This window comes from Plantactinospora sp. DSM 117369 (genome assembly GCF_053764795.1).
The window spans coordinates 3,587,221-3,604,827 of record NZ_CM132446.1 but is presented as its reverse complement, the minus strand read 5'-3'; the positions used below and the strand labels follow the sequence as shown (position 1 = coordinate 3,604,827).

Sequence of the window (17,607 nt, the reverse complement as noted above, 5' to 3'; positions counted from 1 at the left end):
AGGTGGGAGTCGGGCGCCCGCATCCGGCTCCCGGTGGGGGAAACTCAGCGGTGACCGTCCACCGGCGCCGGCAGCGGGCCGGGCCGGGTCCGGCCGTCCGGCCGGACCCGGGGACGCGGCGGGTCCTCGGCCGCCGGCACCTCGGTCAGCACCGGCAGGGTGGTCGCCGTCCAGTCGTACGCGGCGGGCGTGTCCGGTACGGCGTCCCGGTGCACCAGTTGCCGGCCCAGCCGGTCGAGGACGCCGAGCAGGGCCGTCGGGGTGCGGGAGTCGGCCGGCCACGGCTCGTGCAGCGGTGGCATCTGGAACGGCCGGGCGGCGAACGCCTCCTCGGCGACCAGCAGCTTCAGCCAGTCCCGGGTGCGCCCGCCGGGTGTCGTCGGCCGTCCGGCCGGCAGGGTGAACCGGATCGGCCGGCCGTCGAGTGCGGCGGCGGTGCCACCGGGGGCGACGAAGCCTCCGGGAAAGAGGTCGGGATGGATCCGGTACCCCTCGGTCAGGTCGAGCAATGCGCAGTAGAGTCGCCGGTCGGTGCCGTTGTGGATCCGGACGAAGGCGGTCGGCGGCCACCAGCGGCCGTCGGCATACCGGTAGCGGAGCCGGACCGCGCCGTCCCCGCCGGCCGGCAGTCCCGGCCGGTGCAGCGGCACCACCCCGTCCCCGGGACGGGTGGGGACGAGTTCCAGGATCACCCCGCCGGCCAGCCCGGACAGCGGGTTGGCCAGCGCGCGGACCTGGCGCCAGCGGGCGATGTGCTCCAGCGCCCGGACCGCCCGCTCGACCAGCTCGGTACCGGCACCGACCAGGTCACCGGCGAGCGGTACGCCGTCGTCGTCGCAGATCCGGATCCGGTCCGGCACGGGCAGCACCACCCGCAGTTCCGGCGGCGGCCCGGCGGCCGGATCGACGACCCGCAGGTGCGGGGAGGGCCCGCCGCCCGGGCCGGCCCGGTCCAGTGCGGCGACCAGCCGGGCCGCCGCGGCCCGGTCGGTGTCGTCGATCGTCACCGTGGTCGGCGGCAGCGGGACCGAACTCACCACCACCGGGTACTGCCGCTCCCGGTCCGGCTGCCAGCCCACCGGACGGACGACGCTCCGCTCGGTCAGCACCCGGGTCACCCGGGCCTCCCGGACCGGCAGTACGCCGCGCTGCGCGACCCGGAGTGCGCCGTCCGGATCGGTGCCGGGCAGCCCGTGACAGGTCCCGGCGTCCAGCTCCCAGTCGCCCCGGACGAACCGCATCGTCATGCTGGCGCCGACGGTCCGCACCCGGCCACCCAGGAACGGCTGGTCGGCCTGGGTGCCGGCCACCGGGAAAAGCTGCGGCACCTGGTGCCCGACCAGGTTCTCCACCTCGCACCGGGCCGCGGTCAGCAGTTCCCGGTACGTCGCCCCCGACCCGAGCCGCCCGGCGACGGTGAGCAGCGCCGCGCTGAACAGGCCGCGCGCCCGGTCGCTGTAGTGCAGGGTCTCGACGGCCTGCTCGTCGTGCCGGCAGGCGGCCAGCGCGACGTGCTCGGCCCGGCCGGCGTAGACGCCGCTGACCGTCCCGTCGGCCTCCCGGGTCACCAGCTCCGGCAGCAGCGACTCCAGCGGCGGCGGCTCCTCGACCCGGGGCGCCGCCCGGGTGGCCGCCCCGAACCGGTTCGCCCCGCCGGAGTGGCAGGAGTCCAGCACCAGCACCACGTGCGCGCCGCTCGCCGCCACCTCGTCGGTGAGTACCGCGATCTCCTTGTCGTAGAGGTCGGGTACGCCGTCGTGCCGGCTGTCCACGCAGAGCAGCGTCTGCAACTCGCCGCTCGGTTCGAGATGCCAGACCGACGGCCAGACCGGGGCGTACGACCCGTGGCCGCTGAACCAGAACATCGCGGTGTCGCCCCGGCCGGCCCGGCGCAGGTGCGAGCGGAAGCCGTCGATCACGGCCGCCCGGGTGGCCTCCTCGTCGCAGAGTTGCCGGATCACCGGTTCGGTGCCCGGGTCGACCCGGTGCCGCAGGAACTCCGCCGCCGCGGTCACGTCGTTGCGGCATCCGCCGAGCGGCGTCGCCACCCTCCGGTACCGGTCGATCCCGACCAGCAGCGCGTACAGCGCGGGCATGGCTCCCCTCTCAGCCGGACAGGTCACAGACCCGCAGCCAGCCGCGGGCGACGAAGTTCTTCTCCGGCAACTCGACGGTGATGTCCCGGAAGTCGTCGGCCGGCATCGGGCCGGGCAGCACGACGTCCTGATAGAGGAAGTCGGGGAGCACGACGACAAAACCGGGGCCGGGATGCTCGCGGAGCGCGGCGCGTACCGGTGCCGAGTCGAGCAGCCGGTGCACGGCGATCGCCGCGCTGCCCACCCAGCCGTTGGCGCCCGGCTCGACCAGCCCCCGGTGCAGCGCCACCCGCAGCCGGATGGCGTCGTCACCGAGTTGCCGGTTCGCCTCGGCCAGTGCCGACGGCAGCCCGGCCAGGAACCCCGGCACCACCACGGACTCGTCGATCCCGGCCGGCAGTACGGCGAACTGGCCGTCGCCCTGCGGCTGGAGGTCCACCGTGGACTCGTCGACCCCGGTCCGGCGCCGGGCGCTGGCCAGCAGCCGGACCAGGTGCCGCTGGATCCGGGCCGCGGCGGCGTTGCCGCGCCGGCTGTACCCCTCGACGTCGGCGGCGACGCAGAGCCGTACCGCCGCACCGGTCGGTCCGGTGGCGACGATCGGCAGCGGCTCGGTGAACGGCACCGCCTCGCGCAGGTCGCCGGGGCGCGGGTGCCGCCGCCCGCGCAGCGAACGCACCACCTCGACCTGCACCGCGAGCGTGCCGGTCAGCTCCGCCGTGCCGGCCGGCGCCGCGACCAGGGCATGCAGCACGAGGTGGTGCGGCACCGGGCGGTCGCCCTCCGGGTCGTGGTAGACCCAGCCGAAGCGGTGGCTCTGGGTGCCGGTGGGCCAGGGCCGGGCCTCACCCGAGCGGGGCAGCAGCCGGCCCAGCCAGCCGGGGCGGTCCCGGCCGGCCACCAGTGCCCGGGCGGCCGCGCCGGAGGCCGGGAACATCCCGTCCGGCCCGTACCCGAGGCCGAGGGTGTCGGCGTCCTGGTCGAGCCGGAGAGCGATGACCCGGGGGTCGGCCAGCCGTACCTGGAGCCGGGCGCTGCTGTACCGGTGGCCGGGCGGCAGCGCGGCGAGGTCGAACGCGAACAGCACTCCGAAGCAGCGCTCCCCGGTCGCGGCGATCCGCTGCCGCAGCGCCATCGGCAGGTCCCCGGCCGGCACCGGATAGCTGAGCGGGCGCCCACAACGGACTGTAGCGGTCGGCTCGGCCGCCGGGTCCGGGCTGCCCCGGCCGTCGGTCGGATGGAGCGTGACCGAGGCGAGCAGGTCTGCCGGACGGATCGGGGCCCGGTCCAGATCCGTCGCGTCCTCCGAGGTGTGGGCCATGACGTCACTTTCTGGCTCGGGTGGACAGATCCGGTTCGTGCGGCCATCCGGAGATCTCGTGCCGGGGTGGAGAGCGGAGTTCGTGCGGCGCCCAGATCCGGGAATGGGACCGGTCTCGGCACGGACGAGCGTGGCACCGCCGGCACCGGCGATTCAACAATCGAATGGGTACTGCGACGAGCGGCCCGGACCAGTCACTCCAGAGATCGGCGCCATTCCGGGGAATTCAGCCATTGGATGGAACGCACCGGCCGGAATCTGTTGGCCCATCGGTACATTGTGATCGCGGTGTCCGGTGCGGTATACCGAATTCGGCCGGCGCGACGCCGTCCCTTTCCGGCCGTACCCGATCCGGTTCCGATCGCCGGTGACGAATTCCCCGAGGAAACCGATGATCAATACCCCTGGCACCGACGAACGGATCGGCCGGCTCCGGGCCGCGCTGTCGGGCGTCTCCGGCACTGCCCGGATCGGACCGCTGCTCGAGTTGGGTCGGGCGTACGCCGATCGTTACGGGCGGGCGACGCAGCACAACCTGCCGAGCGCCGCCACCGACCTCGACGACTCGGTGGCGGCGCTGCGGGAGGCGTACGGGCTGCTCGCCGAGCGGGACCCGTGGCGGCCGCAGGTCGCCACCGTACTGGCCCGGCTGCTGGGAATGAGGTTCGTCGGCGGCGGAAGGTCCGACGCCGACCGGGACGAGGCGATCGACCTGTTCGTCGAGTCGATGGCCCATCCGGACCTGCCCGCCGCCGACCTGGAGGTGGGCCGGTACTTCTGCGGCACCCTGCTGCAACTGCGGGCGATGCCGCAGGCCGGGATGGTGGGCGGCGCCCGGACGGTCGACATCGGTGACGTCTTCGCCATGGTCACCGCGATGCAGCGCGGCGACAAGGAGTCCCGGCGCCGCGACCTCGACCTCGCGGCCAGCCTGTTCCGGCAACTTGTCGACGCGCCGCCGGTGCAGCCGCAGATCCACCAGATGGGAGCGCTGATGCTCTCCCAGGTCGACCTGATCCGCAGCCTCTCCGGGCTGGGCGGCCCGGCCGCGAGCTTCGACCTCGACGGCATGATGCGGACGCTCCGGCAGGCCATGGACGTCGGCGGCCCCGGCGCCCCGGGCCACGACCAGCTCGCCGCCATGCGGGCCGGGATGTTCACCCAGCGCTTCGGCGACCCGGCCGAGCCGGGCTCGCTGGGCAACGCCATGCAGCAGTTGATCGAGCAGCACTCCGGGGTCCGGATGATGCTGCCGGCCCTGGTGCAGGAGCTCGCCCGGCTCACCGGCGAGGGCGGCGACCCCGGCAGCGCCGAACACCTGTCCCGGATGTCCCGGCTGCGGGAGCTGGGCGAGGACGGCAGCCTGCCGGACGCCACCGCCGTACTGCTGGTCGACGCCACCCTGGCGGCGCTGGCCTACCGGCCGGCCGGACCGGCGGACCGGGTCGTCGCGCTGGCCGAGTCGGTGCTGGGCGACGCCGGAGCGGAGCCCTCGGGCCGGAGCGGTGAGCACCTGCTGGCCGCGCTGGCCCTGGCCCTGCGGGGCCACTGGACCGGACGGCCGGACGACCTCCGCCGCGCCGCCGGCCACCTGCGGGAGTCGGTCACCCCGCTCACCCCCGGCTCCCCGATGGCCCCGGCCGCGCTCGGGCTGCTCGGCGTGCTGGTCGACCACCGGTACGCCCTCGGTGGCCCGGCCCACGCCCGGCTCGACCCCGGACAACTCGTCGAGCTGACCGGCCAGGTGCTGGCGGCGCAGCAGCACGCCACCGGGGCGGACCACCACCGACTGTCGGTGGTACGCGCACTGCGCTGCCTCGGGCGGCTCGCCGAGGCGGTCCGGGACGGCGACCGGGCGGGGCTCGGCACAGCGGTCGACGCCCTGCACGACGCGCTCGGCGCGGTACCGGAGGCGTACCCCTGGCGGAGCCGGCTGGCCGCCGGGCTCGCCCTCGGCCACCTGGTGCGGGCCGGTGCCGACGGCCCGGCCCGCGCCGCCGACCTGCTGGCCGCGGCCGTACGCGCGGTGCCCGGTTACCACACCGACCGCCCCGGGCTGGTGGCGTTGGCCGGGCTCGCGGCGCTGCCACCGGCCCGGGCCGGCGACCCGGCCGCCGCCGATCGGGCGGTGGAGCTGCTGACCGGCAGCCTCGATGTCGCCGGGGAACGCCTGCCGATCGGCCGTACCGTGCTGCTCGCCGCGCTCGGCTCCGCCCACCTGACCCGGGCCGTCTCCGGCGCCACCACGTCCGATCTGGAACTCGCCGTCCGCCACCTCGGGCAGGCGCGGGAGGAGCTGGCCGACCGTCCGGGAAACCTGACCCAGTCGGTGCTGCGCGATCTGGCGGTCGCGTACCGGCGGTGGGCGGAGACGGGGCGCGGCGGCCACGAGCGGGCCACCCGGACCGGGCTGGCCGCGCTGCGGGCCGCCGCCGAGGCACTGCCGACGGAGCCCGGCGCGCAACGGCGGCCGGCCGTGGCCCGGGCCGCGTCGGCGTTCGGGCTGACCGTTGCCGACTGGTGCGCCGCCGACGGGTGGCGGGACGGGGCCGCCGAGGCGGTGGAACTGGTCCGCGCCCTGACCACGCTCGCGGCGACCACGGCCGGCGACGTACCGGACCGGCTGGTCGAGGCCGGGCAGCCGGACCTCGCGGCCGAGTGGCGCCGGGCCGAGCCCACCCCGCTGGTGCCGGCCGCCCTGTGCGACCTGTTCGACCTGGCCCCGCCGCCGGCACTGCACCAGCGGGTACGCGCCGCGCTCGGCCTCGCGGCAGCTGCGGTACCGACGGTGCCGGAGACCGCCGCCGCGCTCCGGGACGTCGGCGCGGACCTGCTGGCCTACCTGCTCCCCGGCCGGGTGGTCTGGGTCAGCGCCGCCGGCCAGGTCGGCACGCTCTCCCCGCCCGGCCTGGTGGTCCCGCCGGGCGGTCCGGTCGCTCGCTTCCTCGCCGGCACCGATCCCGGGCCGGCGCTGCCCGAGGTCTGCGACTGGGCCTGGCCCGCCGCCATCGGGCCCCTGCTGGAGAGCCTGCCGGAGAGCGTCGGATCGGAGCGTCCGGCTCGCCTGGTGCTGGTGCCGCACGGTCCGCTCGGCCGGGTGCCGTGGCATGCCGCCCGCGAGTCCACCGGGCCGGCGACACACCGGTACGCCGGCGCCACGCTGGTACTCGGCTACGCCAGCTCGGCCAGCGAACTCGTCGCGGCCAGCGGTCGAATCCCGCCGCCGGTGACCCGAGACCCGGTGTTCCTGGTCAACCCGCTCGGCCACGACGGCGCCGCCGCGTACGCCACGCTGGCGGTACGCCGGCTGCTCTACCCGAGGTCGTCCGGGCTCGGCCACACCGGCGACCCGGCCGACCGGCCGGCCACCCCGGAGGGCCTGCGCGAGACCCTCTCCCGGGCCTCCGCCGGCCCGTCGTTGGTGCATCTGGCCTGCCGAGCCGTGCTGGCCGCGCCACCCACCGGCCCGTGGTTCGAGCTGGCCGGCGCCGAACCCGGGCAGCCACCGGAGGCCCTGCCGGCGGGGCGCCTGCTCCGGCACCCGGCCGGCGGACCGACCGGTGGGCTGGTCACCGCATCCCTGGACGGCACCGATCTGCTCGGCGATGGCTACGACATCGCGCTGACCCCGGCCACCGCACTGATCGCGAGCGGTGCGGCCGGGGTCGCCGGATCGGGTTGGACCGGTGGGCCGGCCGGGCATCCGGCGCTGCTGGCGATGGTGCACCACTTCCTCGCCGACTGCGGCATGGCACCGGCGGAGGCGGTGCACGCCAGCTACCGCTGGCTGCTCGACCCGGACCGGGTCCCGCCGCCGCACCTGGCCCCGGTGTTGCCCGGCCCGGTCGGCGAGGTCGGTCCCGCCGCCTGGGCCGGCTTCCGCTATCAGGGCCGGTAGCGACCGGCCCCGGTAGACCCTGCCGTCCGACACCCGACGGGCAGACCCCTTACTGGTACGTGATCTGCCCGTCCGTGCCCTGCCACGCTCGGCCCAGCCGAGAGGAGAGTCGGATGCATCTGTCGTCAACCCCGGTGCCGTACGGGCTGGCCGACACGGTGAGCGGGCGCTGGCGCCGGCGGCTGGCCGGTACGGACAGCACCGAACGCGCCCACTGGCGAACCCGGACCGTCTACTACCGCGCCGTCGCCGAACTGCTGGCCGTACCCCGGACCAGCGCGCTGACCTGGCGGGAGATCGTCGCCGCCGTTCGGCCGAAGGGCAGCCGGAGCACGTTCTACGAGGTGACCGGCCGCAAGGCCCGGCACACCCTGGTCGAGGAGGTGCTGCGGGTGGAGACGTCCCCGGCCCATCAGCTCGCCCTCTGCTACCTGCGGGACACCGCCGTGGACCAGCTCGTCGACGAGACCAAGGTGTGGTCGTACTGGCCGTACCGGGAGGGGTGGCTCGACCAGCTCCAGCCCGGTACCGGACGGGCCGCCGCCGAGTCGCTGGTCGCCGTACTGGTCGAGTGGGCCCGGCACAACCCGGGGCTGGCCGGCGCGCTCGGGTACGCGCCACCGCTCTGCGCAGTCGAGGACCTGGTGTCGATCCAGCGGGGCCGGATCAGCCCGAACCGGGCCTTCGCCGTGTTGAGCAGCGCACTGCGCGCCGCCGCCGGACCGCTCGCCGAGGTCGGCGGCGGAGTACTGGCCGTGGTACGCGACGGTCTCGGCACCGTCTCGGGGCGTGCCGCGAGCCCGGACCGGCTGCTGGTCGGGCTGGCCGAGCAGATCTACGGGTTGCGCGAGGAACTGCGTACCCTGCGTCCGGAGCAGTCGGCGCCGGTGCGCGAGCTGGCCACGGCGCTGGTCCGGGACGCGGTGGAACTGCTGGTGGAGGAGGCGGACGACCGGTCCGCCCGGGACCCTCGGCGGCTGCGGTGACCGGCGGCACCGGCCGCGTGCCGGACGGGGACCCGGTGGCCGGGGCGGCCGACGCCGAGCCGGTGGCCAGGGCGGCCGGGCCGACCGACGCCGAGCTGGTGGCCCGGTTCGAGGCGCGGCTGCACACCGTGTTGCTACACGGCGCCGACCCGACCAGGCTCGCCGTGCTGCACCGGGCCGCGACGGAGCAGCTCGGCGAGTCGGCCGAGCTGACGCTGCGGGCCGAGTGCGCCCTGGAACGGGCGTCGAGTCCCGGCCGACCGGTCCTGGACTCCCTCGCCGCCTGGCTGGACCTGCGGGAACGCGCCGGGGCGGCGCTACCGGAACACCACCGGACGCTGCTCGCGATCCGCCGAGAGTACGTGCACGCGCTGCGCCGGCGGGGCGAACCCGGCGACCTCGACCTGGTGGTGCAGCTCCGGCGGGACGAGGTCGAGCTGCGCCGCCGGCGGCCGGTCGGCGCGCACCAGTTCGGCGTCGCGGTCGCCGACCACGCCGCAGCACTGCTCGATCGGGCCCGGTACGGCGCCTTCGACCCGCACCTGAAGCGGCACGAACCGGCGGCGGACCTGGCCGAGGCGCACCGGCTGATCCGGGCCGAAATCGAGCGGCGCGGCTCCGGTTACGGCGCCGGGCACGAGGTGACCTGGCAGGCCCGGCTGGTCCTCGCCGAGGTGCTGTGCGCCCGGCTGCGGCTGGCGGCCGGTGATTCCGACCCCGCCCGCGCCCGGCCGGCGCTGGACGAGGCGGACGCGATCCGCCGGTACGACTGGTGGCGGCACGGCCGGCACGGCCGCGCGGCACTGCGGGCCCAACTCGTCCGGGCCGAGGTGCTCACCGCGCTCGGCCGGACCCGACCGGCAGAACGGGAGGCGCGGCTCGCCGCCGTGCTGGCCCGCCGGTACCCGGACCTCGACCTCGGCCGTCCGCTGCTGGTGCTGGCCCGGGCGCAGGCGTACCGGGATCCGGCGGGCGCGCTGCGGACGGCCCGGGCGGCGCTGCGGGAACGGCGGCTGCGCTACCTGCCGGCGACGCACCGGGTGGTGGAGGCGGAACGGCAGGTGCAGTCGTTGTCCCGGTCGGCGGGCGGCGCGCACCCGGGGTGACGTGGTGCACCCGTCGGGTACTATCCGGCGGGTAATCCTCGTCGCGTCGATCGATCCGTTGGGGCGCACATGTCCGGTGTCGCGCAGCCACGAGCCCAGACCCTGGCACCCGGCAGTTTCCTGCACCGGCTCTCCCCCGCCGACCGCGACGAACTGCTGGCCCTCGGGGTGCCCCGGGAGTTTCCGGCCGGCCGGCGGCTGATCCGCGAGGGTGCCGACGACACGCACGTCGAACTGCTCCGCCGGGGCTTCGTCAAGGTGACCACGGCGGTGCAGGGCTTCGAGACCCTGCTCGCGATCCGGATGCCCGGCGACATCCTCGGCGAGACCGCGGCACTGACCGGCCGGCCGCGTACCGCCACGGTCACCACCTGCGGGCGGGTGGTGTCGAACGTCGTCTCCCGGGCCGCGTTCGAGCGCTTCCTCGGGCGGCATCCCGGTGCGGCCCTGCACATGGGAGCGATCATGGGCGAGCGGTTGCGGTGGGCCAACCAGCGCCGGGCGGACTTCACCGCGTACCCGGCCGACGTGCGGGTGGCCCGGATGCTCGCCGAGATCGCCACCACCTGCGGGCAGCCGGTCGACCGGGGCATCCTGGTCGGCGTCGCGCTCAGCCAGCCCGAGCTGGCCTCGATGGTCGGGGTCGCGGACGTGACCCTGCAGAAGGCCCTCCGTGCGCTGCGCCGCCGCGACCTGGTCCGGACCGGCTACCGGCGGCTGCTCGTGCTCGACCTCGACCTGCTCCGGCTGGTCGGCGAGGGCAGCGCGGTAGCCTCCTGACCGGGCGGCGCAGTGTCGCCCCGCTGTGCCACACTCCGAGGCTGCGCCTGCACAGCAGGTGGCGATCATGCCGGCCGCACCACGCCGGACACCCCCACAGAAAAAGGAATCTGCCCATGCAGCTCGATGTGCTCCAGTCCCAACGCCAGTTCCACGTCCGGCAGCGGGTCCGGTTCATGGTCAACCAGTACGAGGTACACGCGGTCAACCCGGACGGTTCCGAGGGCGAGCTGCTGGCCTTCGCGCAGCAGAAGCGGCTCGCCTTCAAGGAGCAGGTGACGCTCTACGCGGACGACACCAAGCAGCAGCCGGTACTCGGCTTCAAGGCCCGTCAGGTGATGGACCTCGGCGCGACGTACGACGTGACCGACGCCGCCGGTACCCCCATCGGGCTGTTCCGCAAGGACTTCAAGGCGTCGCTGCTCCGCTCCACCTGGCACGTCGAGCAGCCGGGCCTCGGGCAGGCCACCGGCCAGGAGCGCAGCCTGCCGGTCGCACTGCTGCGCCGGTTCATCGACTCGCTGTCCTGGCTGCCGTACCACTTCGACTTCACCATCGGCGGCCAGCCCGCGTTCTCGGTGGTGAAGAAGTGGGGCCTGCGCGACCGGTACGTGATCGAGGTCCACCTGCCGCAGCTCGACCGCCGGCTGGTCATCGCGATGGCCGTCGGCCTGGACGCCCTGCAGAGCCGCTGACCCGGCGAGGCGACCGGAGTGGACTGCGGGTGGGGCCGGCGCGGACGCACCGGCCCCACCCGGTCCGGACCACGGCCCGATCTGGCGGATGCGGGCTACGGCCTGCTCCGGTACGCCCTGAGCGGCGTCTGCCGCACCGACGCCGAAGGGTGGGAACCGGATGGCGTGAAACTTCGACCCCGACCGATCGACAGCCGAGTCGGCCCTGGTCAGCGGCCTACCGGTGGCAGTGCGGAGTCTGGTGGGGCGTCGGAGCGGCGCGGCGGAACAGTGCCCCGGCTGGCGCGGCACCCCGTCCAGGGGGCAGCATGACGGGCGTGTCTCAGCCTCCACAACTTGCCGCCGTACAGGGCCGGGCCCGGGCGCTCCGCGACGGCGGTGACGATCCGGGCGCCCGACGTCTGCTCGCACAGGCACTCGACGCGGCTCGGCCCGCGTACGGCAAGGACCATCCGGAGGTGCTCGCCACCGTCGGGATACTGGCACGGTGGCACCGGGAGGCCGACGATCCGGCGGCGGCCCGGCGGCTGCTCGAAGAGGCGCTGGTCGACGGGCAGCGTCGGTGGGGCGAGGCCGATCCGTTGATGCTGTCGCTCAGCTTCGAACTGGGCGCCGTCGCCGAGGAGTTGGGCAACCGGCACGAGGCGCGCCGGAACTTCGGCCGGGTCGCCTCGCTCGGGCCGGGTGTGCTCGGCGACGACCACTGGCAGGTCCGGGCGGCCCGGGACTACCTCGGCGAGGCACCGGGCGGCAGCGCCCCGGAACCGGTCGCGCCGGCACCCGCCGCGCCGGCACCCGCCGCGCCGCTCTCGGCACCGCCCGCGCCACTGTCCGCCCCGCCCGCACCGCTGTCGGCGCCACCCGAACCCCCGCCACCGGTCTCGGCGCCAACCGCCACGCCGCCACTGTCCGCACCGCCGACCCGACCGGCCGGCGGTGGCCTGTTCCAGTCGGCCGCCACCTCCCCGGCGTACCTGCCGGGCACCGAACCGGCGTCGGGGCGGCCGACCGAACCACAGCCCTCGTCGTACGCCCCGAGCCCCGCCGAGCAGGCACCGTCGACGTACCCGCCGTACTCGGCGCAGTCGGTCGCGCAGCTCGAGTCGTACCCGGTGATCACCCCGACCCCCAGTCCCACCCCGCCGGCTCCGGCCCCCGAGCCGAATCGTGGCCGTGGCTCCACGGTGGCCGCCGCGGTCGCCGCCGCCGCGGCGGTGGTCGCCGCGATCGTGGTGGTGGTCGCGGTGGTGGTGGACAAGAGCGGCTCGCCGGAGCAGGGACCGACCGACGAGCGCGGCGAGCCGGTCGTCGCCGGTGAACCGCCGACCGACGTGAAGCTGATCGACGAGGGCACCGCTATCACCGTCAGTTGGACCGACCCGAGCGGCGGGACCGTGCCGTTCGTCGTCGCGGGTGCCCGTGCCGGCCAGCAGACCAAGCCGATGACTACGCTCAGTGCCGGCGAGACCACATACAAGGTGAACGCGCTGAACCCCAAGCTCGATTACTGCTTCTCGGTGCTCGCCGTCTATTCGACCAACGAATTCGCTCCGTCGGATCTCGCCTGCACGAAGCGGGACGGCGCCGGGGCGACGCCACGCTGATCACAATTCGACAACCGTTTCCACCGCACTGACCTGCGGAGACGACGGCGGAGGACCGGGCTTATCCACAATTCGCGCCGCGTCCGTCCACAACGGCACGTTCCGGGTACCCGCGAGCAAAGCCCGGGCCCTATGATGGCACGCGGTTTCGGGAAAGATTCGCTGACGACGGCGGTCAGACACGACCGCCCACGGGTGGGGAGGCGGCCGGCTGTGGTCACCACAGACAACGGCTTGACAGGCAGTGACGGCACCGGCGGGGTCGACCCCGCCGGAGTGGCGCCGGGCGCGCCCCCGGCCCGCCGCCGCTCCCGGCTCCGGGGCGGACTGGTCACCATCGCCACCGTGGCGGCGCTGGCCGCCGCGATGGGGCTGACCGTGCTCGGCCTTGGCGCCGCTGACAACGCCGTGGCCAGCTACGATGCCAGTTCCTGGCTGTGGAGCATGACCAAGAGCGAGGTGGCCCGGGTCAACGGGGTCACCGGCCGGGTCGACACCCGCGTGCAGGTCCCGCAGGGTCGCAACCACCAGATGCAGGTCGCGCAGACCGACCGGCTGCTGATCCTGCGCGACCTGAACACCGGCCAGGTCAGCTCGCTGGACCTGGCCACGCTGCAGATCATCGCGACCACCAAGACCACTGCCGGGCTCGGGGTCAACGTGGCCCTGCACGAGGACGCGGCGTTCGTCGTCGACGCGGTGCAGGGCATCGTGCGCCAGCTCGACCCCCGGTCGCTGACCCCGGTCGGCGAGCAGATCCACTATCCGCCGGGCATCACCGGCGGCCAGTTCGACGGCACCGGGCGGCTCTGGGTCGCCGTACCCAGCGAGGGGACCGTCTCCGCCATCACCGCCGCCAAGCTCCCGGAGTCCGACAGCGGTGGCGCGGGCGGCAGCGTCAGCCCGGAGCAGGTCTTCAACGACGCGGTCGCCGACCCGAGCCACGACCTGGCTCTCTCCACTCTCGACGACGGCGTGGCGGTGCTGGACCGGACCACCAACACGCTGACCACGCTGCGCGGCAAGGAGAAGCGGCCGGTCAAGCTGCCGCTCACCGGCCCGGGCGAGATGTCGCCCCGGACCACCGGCCTCCGGGTGCCGGTGACCGTGTCGGACGACCGCAACATCGTGGTGGCCGACAACGGCGCCGTCGGGCAGCAGTTCAAGGTGCCCGGCGCCGGCACCCAGCTCAGCCCCGCCGTCGCCTGGGCGGACCGGTTCTACTGCGCCGACAAGGACACCGGCACCGTCTACTCGTTCGACCCCACCGGAAAGCTGCTGGAGAAGATCGAGATTCCGGGCGCCAACGGCCCGCTGGAGCTGGAGGTTCGGGAGAACCACCTCTTCATCAACGCCCCGAACTCCGCCGTCGCCCGGGTCATCGACGACAAGCACCAGGTCAAGGAGGTCAACAAGTACGCCAACGACGTCCTCGGTGGTGACCCGCCGCCGAACCCGCCGCCGCCTCCGCCGCCGCCGAAGCCGGTGATCAGCAAGCCGAGCGCGCCGAAGTCGGTGACCGCCGCCGCCGGCAACGCCCAGGCCCGGGTGAACTGGCGACCCGCCGCGGCCAACGGTGCGGCCATCACCCGTTATGTCGTGCAGGGCGCCGGCCGGACCTTCGAGGTGGGCGCCAACCAGCGCTCGCTGGAGGTGACCGGCCTGACCAACGGCGAGACCTACCAGTTCTCGGTGCACGCGGTGAACGCCAAGGGCGCCGGTCCGGCGAAGAAGAGCAACCCGGTGGTGCCCACCTCCGAGGTGCCGGATCCGCCGGCCAGCGTCACCGCCGAGGAGCGGCCGGACGGCACCGTGCTGGTCAAGTGGCCGGCCGCCAACGGCCAGGGCTACAAAATCAACAAGTACGCCGTGACCGCGATCTCGGCCGGCGCCAACGCCCCGGTCGGCGAGTCGACCAAGACCGAGCTGGTGATCCCGGCCGGCGAACTCGACTACGGCAACCAGTACGCCTTCACCGTCGTCTCGATCAACGAGAAGGGCGCCGGCTCGGCCGCGTCGCCGGCCAGCAACAGCGTGGTCCCGTTCACCACCCCGGCGAAGCCGGTCAACCTCCTGGCGAAGACGGTCGCCGGCTCGCGCGGCACCGTCTCGATGACCTGGAGCCCGCCTGCCGACAACGGCCGGCCGATCACGAAATACCGGGTCGAGGCGGGCGGCAAGACCAGCGAGGTGACCGACACCCAGGCCACCGTGGGAGGGCTGGGCGACGGTCAGTCGGTCACCGTCCGGGTGCAGGCGATCAACGAGGCCGGTCCCGGCGCCGTCGCCACCGACACTGCAAGCACGGTCGCGAAACCCCGGGTCACTATCACCGGCACCAGCGCGGACGCCACCTCGGTCACGGTCAACTTCACCGTGAACGACGGCGGCGGCACGGCGAAGTGTTCGGTGACCCCGGACGGACGGGCCAAGGTCAACGGTAACTGCTCCAGCATCCGGGTCACCGGGCTGACCCCGGGCACCAACTACAGCTTCACCGTGACGGCGAACAACGCGGCCGGCGACGGCACCGACGAGGTCAGCAAGGCCACCCCTTCCGTCTTCGGCATCGCCACCTGCAAGAACGGCACCTCCGGTGCGGAGGCGACCTACTGCAACGGGAACGGGGAGGGCCGCGATGGAATCGAGATCTTCTCGGTACCCCGACAGGACAACAACAAGCAGGTCGGCCGAGCAAAGCCGAGTAGCCGGTTGCAGGCGTACTGCAAGGTTCAGGGGACGGAGATCTACGCCTACATCTACAACAACCACAAGCGCAGCACCTGGTGGGTTCAGGTGAACTTCTCGGGCCGCAACTACATCCCGTTCGCCTGGCTCAATCTGGAGGGTGGGGACAACATCAACATCCTGCCGAACTGCTGACCGCACGCACCACCAGTCAGGAGCACCACGACCGTGAACAACCACGAGCCGCTTACCCCGCACCATGTGCAGGGCTTCGCCAACCTGGCCGCCCGGGTCGCCGAGAACATCAACTCGGTGGTGCTGGGTAAGCCGCACGTGGTCCGGCTGGCGCTCACCGCGCTCTTCGCCCAGGGGCACGTCCTGCTGGAGGACGTGCCCGGGGTGGGCAAGACCACCCTGGCCCGGGCGATCGCGGCGACCGTGCACGGCCAGTGGCGGCGCATCCAGTTCACCCCGGACCTGCTCCCCGCCGACGTCTCCGGGGTGACCATCTTCAACCAGGCCAGCCGGGGTTTCGAGTTCCACCCCGGCCCGGTATTCGCCAACATCGTCATCGCGGACGAGATCAACCGGGCCTCCCCGAAGACCCAGTCGGCGCTGCTGGAGGTGATGGAGGAGCGCAACGTCACGGTGGACGGGGTTCGGCATCCGGTACCCCGGCCGTTCCTGGTGGTCGCCACCCAGAACCCGGTCGAGATGGACGGCACCTACCGGCTGCCCGAGGCGCAGCTCGACCGGTTCCTGGTGAAGCTCTCCGTCGGCTATCCCGACGAGGCGGTCGAGATCGAGGTGCTCCGGGGCGCACCGATGCGCTCGCCGGAGGCGCTGGAGCCGGTCACCGACACCGCCACCGTCGGCGAGATGGTCCGGATGGCCCAGCGGGTGCACATCGCCGACCCGCTCTACGCGTACGCGGTCAGGCTGGCCGCGGCGACCCGCAACCACCCGCAGGTCCGGGTCGGGGTCAGCCCCCGGGGCGTGATCGCGCTGACCCGGGCGGCCTGCGCGTACGCCCTGATCGACGGGCGCGGCTGGATCCTCCCCGAAGACCTCAAGACGCTCGCCGAGCCGGTCTTCGCACACCGGATCCTGCTCTCCCCCGACGCCCAGGTCCGGGGGGTCACCGCGACCGACGTGCTCTACGAGGCGGTCGCGTCGGTGCCGGTGCCACTGCCCTCGGGGCAGTTGGCCTCGGCGGGCACCTGACGTGCGGCACCTGACCCGCCCGTCCCGGACGACCCCGGCGTCATGACGATCACCTCGCGCGGCATCGGTCTGCTCGTCGGTGCCGCCGTCCTCCTCGTCGCCGGTTTCCGGTTCGGCTACCCCGAACTCGCCCTGCTCGGCACCACCGCCGCCATCGCGGTGGCCTGCGCTGTCGGCAACGCCGCCTGGCGGCCCCGGCTCGACGTCACCCGGGTCGCCGATCCCGACCGGGTGGGCCGGGGCGAGCCGGCCGCCATGACCCTGACGGTGCGCAACAGCGCCCGGCTCCGCTCGGCCAATCTGATCGCCGAGGACCGCTGCGGCACCCACCCAGTGCCGGTGCCGCTGCTCCGGCTGCGTCCCGGCCGGGACACCACGGTCAGCTATCCGGTCCCCACCATCCGGCGCGGCGTGATCGACGTCGGCCCGCTGCGGGTCACCGGACGGGATGCGCTCGGGCTGATCACCGTGGCCCGCTCGCACGGCCAGACCGCGCAGGTCTGGGTGCATCCCCGGATCCATCCGCTGGCCGCGGTGCCGGCCGGGGTCGCCCGGAGCATGGACGGACGGATCGACAAGGTACCGCAGGGATCGATCACCTTCGACTCACTCCGGGAGTACGTCGTCGGCGACGAACTGCGCCGGGTGCACTGGCGGAGCAGCGCCAAGGTCGGCGAGCTGATGGTCAAGGAGCAGTTGGACACCAGCCTGCCCCGGATCGTCGTACTGCTGGACAACCGGGCCGGTGCCCATCCGGGACGGGTCGACGGGATCGCCGAGACGTTCGAGTCGGCCTGCGAGGCGGCCGCCTCGGTGGTGGTCGCCGCCCGCCGGGAGGACCTGCCGGTGACGTTGCTGCTGGTCGCCGACTCCGACGGGTCCGGGGAGTTCCTGGACCGGCTCGCCGCCGCCGACCTGGTGCCCGGGGCGCAGGGCACCGAGGGCGACCCGCTGCGCACCACGACGCTGCGACTGCGGCAGGAACGGCTCGGTGACACCCTGGTCTTCCTCACCGGGCCGGGCGCCGCCGCCGACCTCGGCTACGTCGGCGCGCTCCGCCCCGGGTACCCGTCGGTGGTGGCCGGGGTGTTCGGAGCCGGCGGGCAGATCCCGGCAGGCAGCGCCGGGCTGGTCGTGATCGACGCGGCCGACGGTGCGGAGTTCGCGGCCGAGTGGGACGGAGTCCGCCGGTGGTGAGATTCCTCCGTA

The 17,607-nt window shown here is 74.2% G+C and carries 11 protein-coding genes; 9 read left to right on the top strand and 2 right to left on the bottom strand.

The genetic code is table 11. The features are described 5' to 3' along the window. Positions 1-44 precede the first annotated feature (44 nt). Positions 45-2,096 (bottom strand): caspase family protein, encoded by a 2,052-nt coding sequence (locus ACSMXO_RS15730; RefSeq protein ID WP_455418301.1) that lies wholly within the window; start codon positions 2,094-2,096, stop codon positions 45-47. A gap of 10 nt (positions 2,097-2,106) precedes the next feature. Continuing rightward, positions 2,107-3,417, bottom strand: a complete 1,311-nt coding sequence (locus tag ACSMXO_RS15725; RefSeq protein WP_455418300.1) for a hypothetical protein — start codon at positions 3,415-3,417, stop codon at positions 2,107-2,109. Between the two features lie 391 nt (positions 3,418-3,808). Here ACSMXO_RS15725 and ACSMXO_RS15720 point away from each other — a divergent pair, with 391 nt between their 5' ends. The 9 genes from ACSMXO_RS15720 (at position 3,809) to ACSMXO_RS15680 (ending at position 17,595) form a co-directional block, all read left to right on the top strand. Next, positions 3,809-7,315: a CHAT domain-containing protein gene (locus tag ACSMXO_RS15720; protein ID WP_455418299.1), complete on the top strand. Its 3,507-nt coding sequence runs from the start codon at positions 3,809-3,811 to the stop codon at positions 7,313-7,315. Between the two features lie 113 nt (positions 7,316-7,428). Further along, positions 7,429-8,301, top strand: coding sequence for a hypothetical protein (locus tag ACSMXO_RS15715; RefSeq protein WP_455418298.1), 873 nt, complete (start codon positions 7,429-7,431; stop codon positions 8,299-8,301). After that, on the top strand, positions 8,298-9,407 hold the full coding sequence (locus tag ACSMXO_RS15710) for a hypothetical protein (protein WP_455418297.1): 1,110 nt from the start codon (positions 8,298-8,300) through the stop codon (positions 9,405-9,407). Before ACSMXO_RS15715 ends, ACSMXO_RS15710 begins: the two co-directional genes overlap by 4 nt. Before the next feature lie 69 nt (positions 9,408-9,476). Beyond that, entirely contained in the window at positions 9,477-10,187 is a 711-nt protein-coding gene (locus ACSMXO_RS15705) for a Crp/Fnr family transcriptional regulator (RefSeq protein WP_346261894.1), read from the top strand. Positions 10,188-10,303: 116 nt separating this feature from the next. Next, positions 10,304-10,882, top strand: a complete 579-nt coding sequence (locus ACSMXO_RS15700) for an LURP-one-related/scramblase family protein (RefSeq protein ID WP_346261893.1) — start codon at positions 10,304-10,306, stop codon at positions 10,880-10,882. Positions 10,883-11,199: 317 nt separating this feature from the next. Next, positions 11,200-12,486 (top strand): tetratricopeptide repeat protein, encoded by a 1,287-nt coding sequence (locus tag ACSMXO_RS15695; RefSeq protein ID WP_455418296.1) that lies wholly within the window; start codon positions 11,200-11,202, stop codon positions 12,484-12,486. Between the two features lie 276 nt (positions 12,487-12,762). Further along, positions 12,763-15,369 (top strand): fibronectin type III domain-containing protein, encoded by a 2,607-nt coding sequence (locus ACSMXO_RS15690; RefSeq protein WP_455419248.1) that lies wholly within the window; start codon positions 12,763-12,765, stop codon positions 15,367-15,369. Positions 15,370-15,402: 33 nt separating this feature from the next. Beyond that, the gene (locus ACSMXO_RS15685) at positions 15,403-16,398 is read left to right on the top strand and encodes an AAA family ATPase (RefSeq protein ID WP_455418295.1); all 996 of its coding nucleotides are present in this window, start codon (positions 15,403-15,405) and stop codon (positions 16,396-16,398) included. A 42-nt stretch (positions 16,399-16,440) separates the two neighbouring features. Beyond that, on the top strand, positions 16,441-17,595 hold the full coding sequence (locus ACSMXO_RS15680) for a DUF58 domain-containing protein (protein ID WP_455418294.1): 1,155 nt from the start codon (positions 16,441-16,443) through the stop codon (positions 17,593-17,595). Positions 17,596-17,607 lie beyond the last annotated feature (12 nt).

Excerpts from the sequence above, each read along its gene's own strand:
- ACSMXO_RS15705 (WP_346261894.1), top strand. The coding sequence starts at position 9,477 with ATGTCCGGTGTCGCGCAGCCACGAGCCCAGACCCTGGCACCCGGCAGT.
- ACSMXO_RS15680 (WP_455418294.1), top strand. The coding sequence starts at position 16,441 with ATGACGATCACCTCGCGCGGCATCGGTCTGCTCGTCGGTGCCGCCGTC.
- ACSMXO_RS15700 (WP_346261893.1), top strand. The coding sequence starts at position 10,304 with ATGCAGCTCGATGTGCTCCAGTCCCAACGCCAGTTCCACGTCCGGCAG.
- ACSMXO_RS15715 (WP_455418298.1), top strand. The coding sequence starts at position 7,429 with ATGCATCTGTCGTCAACCCCGGTGCCGTACGGGCTGGCCGACACGGTG.
- ACSMXO_RS15720 (WP_455418299.1), top strand. The coding sequence starts at position 3,809 with ATGATCAATACCCCTGGCACCGACGAACGGATCGGCCGGCTCCGGGCC.
- ACSMXO_RS15725 (WP_455418300.1), bottom strand. The coding sequence starts at position 3,417 with ATGGCCCACACCTCGGAGGACGCGACGGATCTGGACCGGGCCCCGATC.
- ACSMXO_RS15730 (WP_455418301.1), bottom strand. The coding sequence starts at position 2,096 with ATGCCCGCGCTGTACGCGCTGCTGGTCGGGATCGACCGGTACCGGAGG.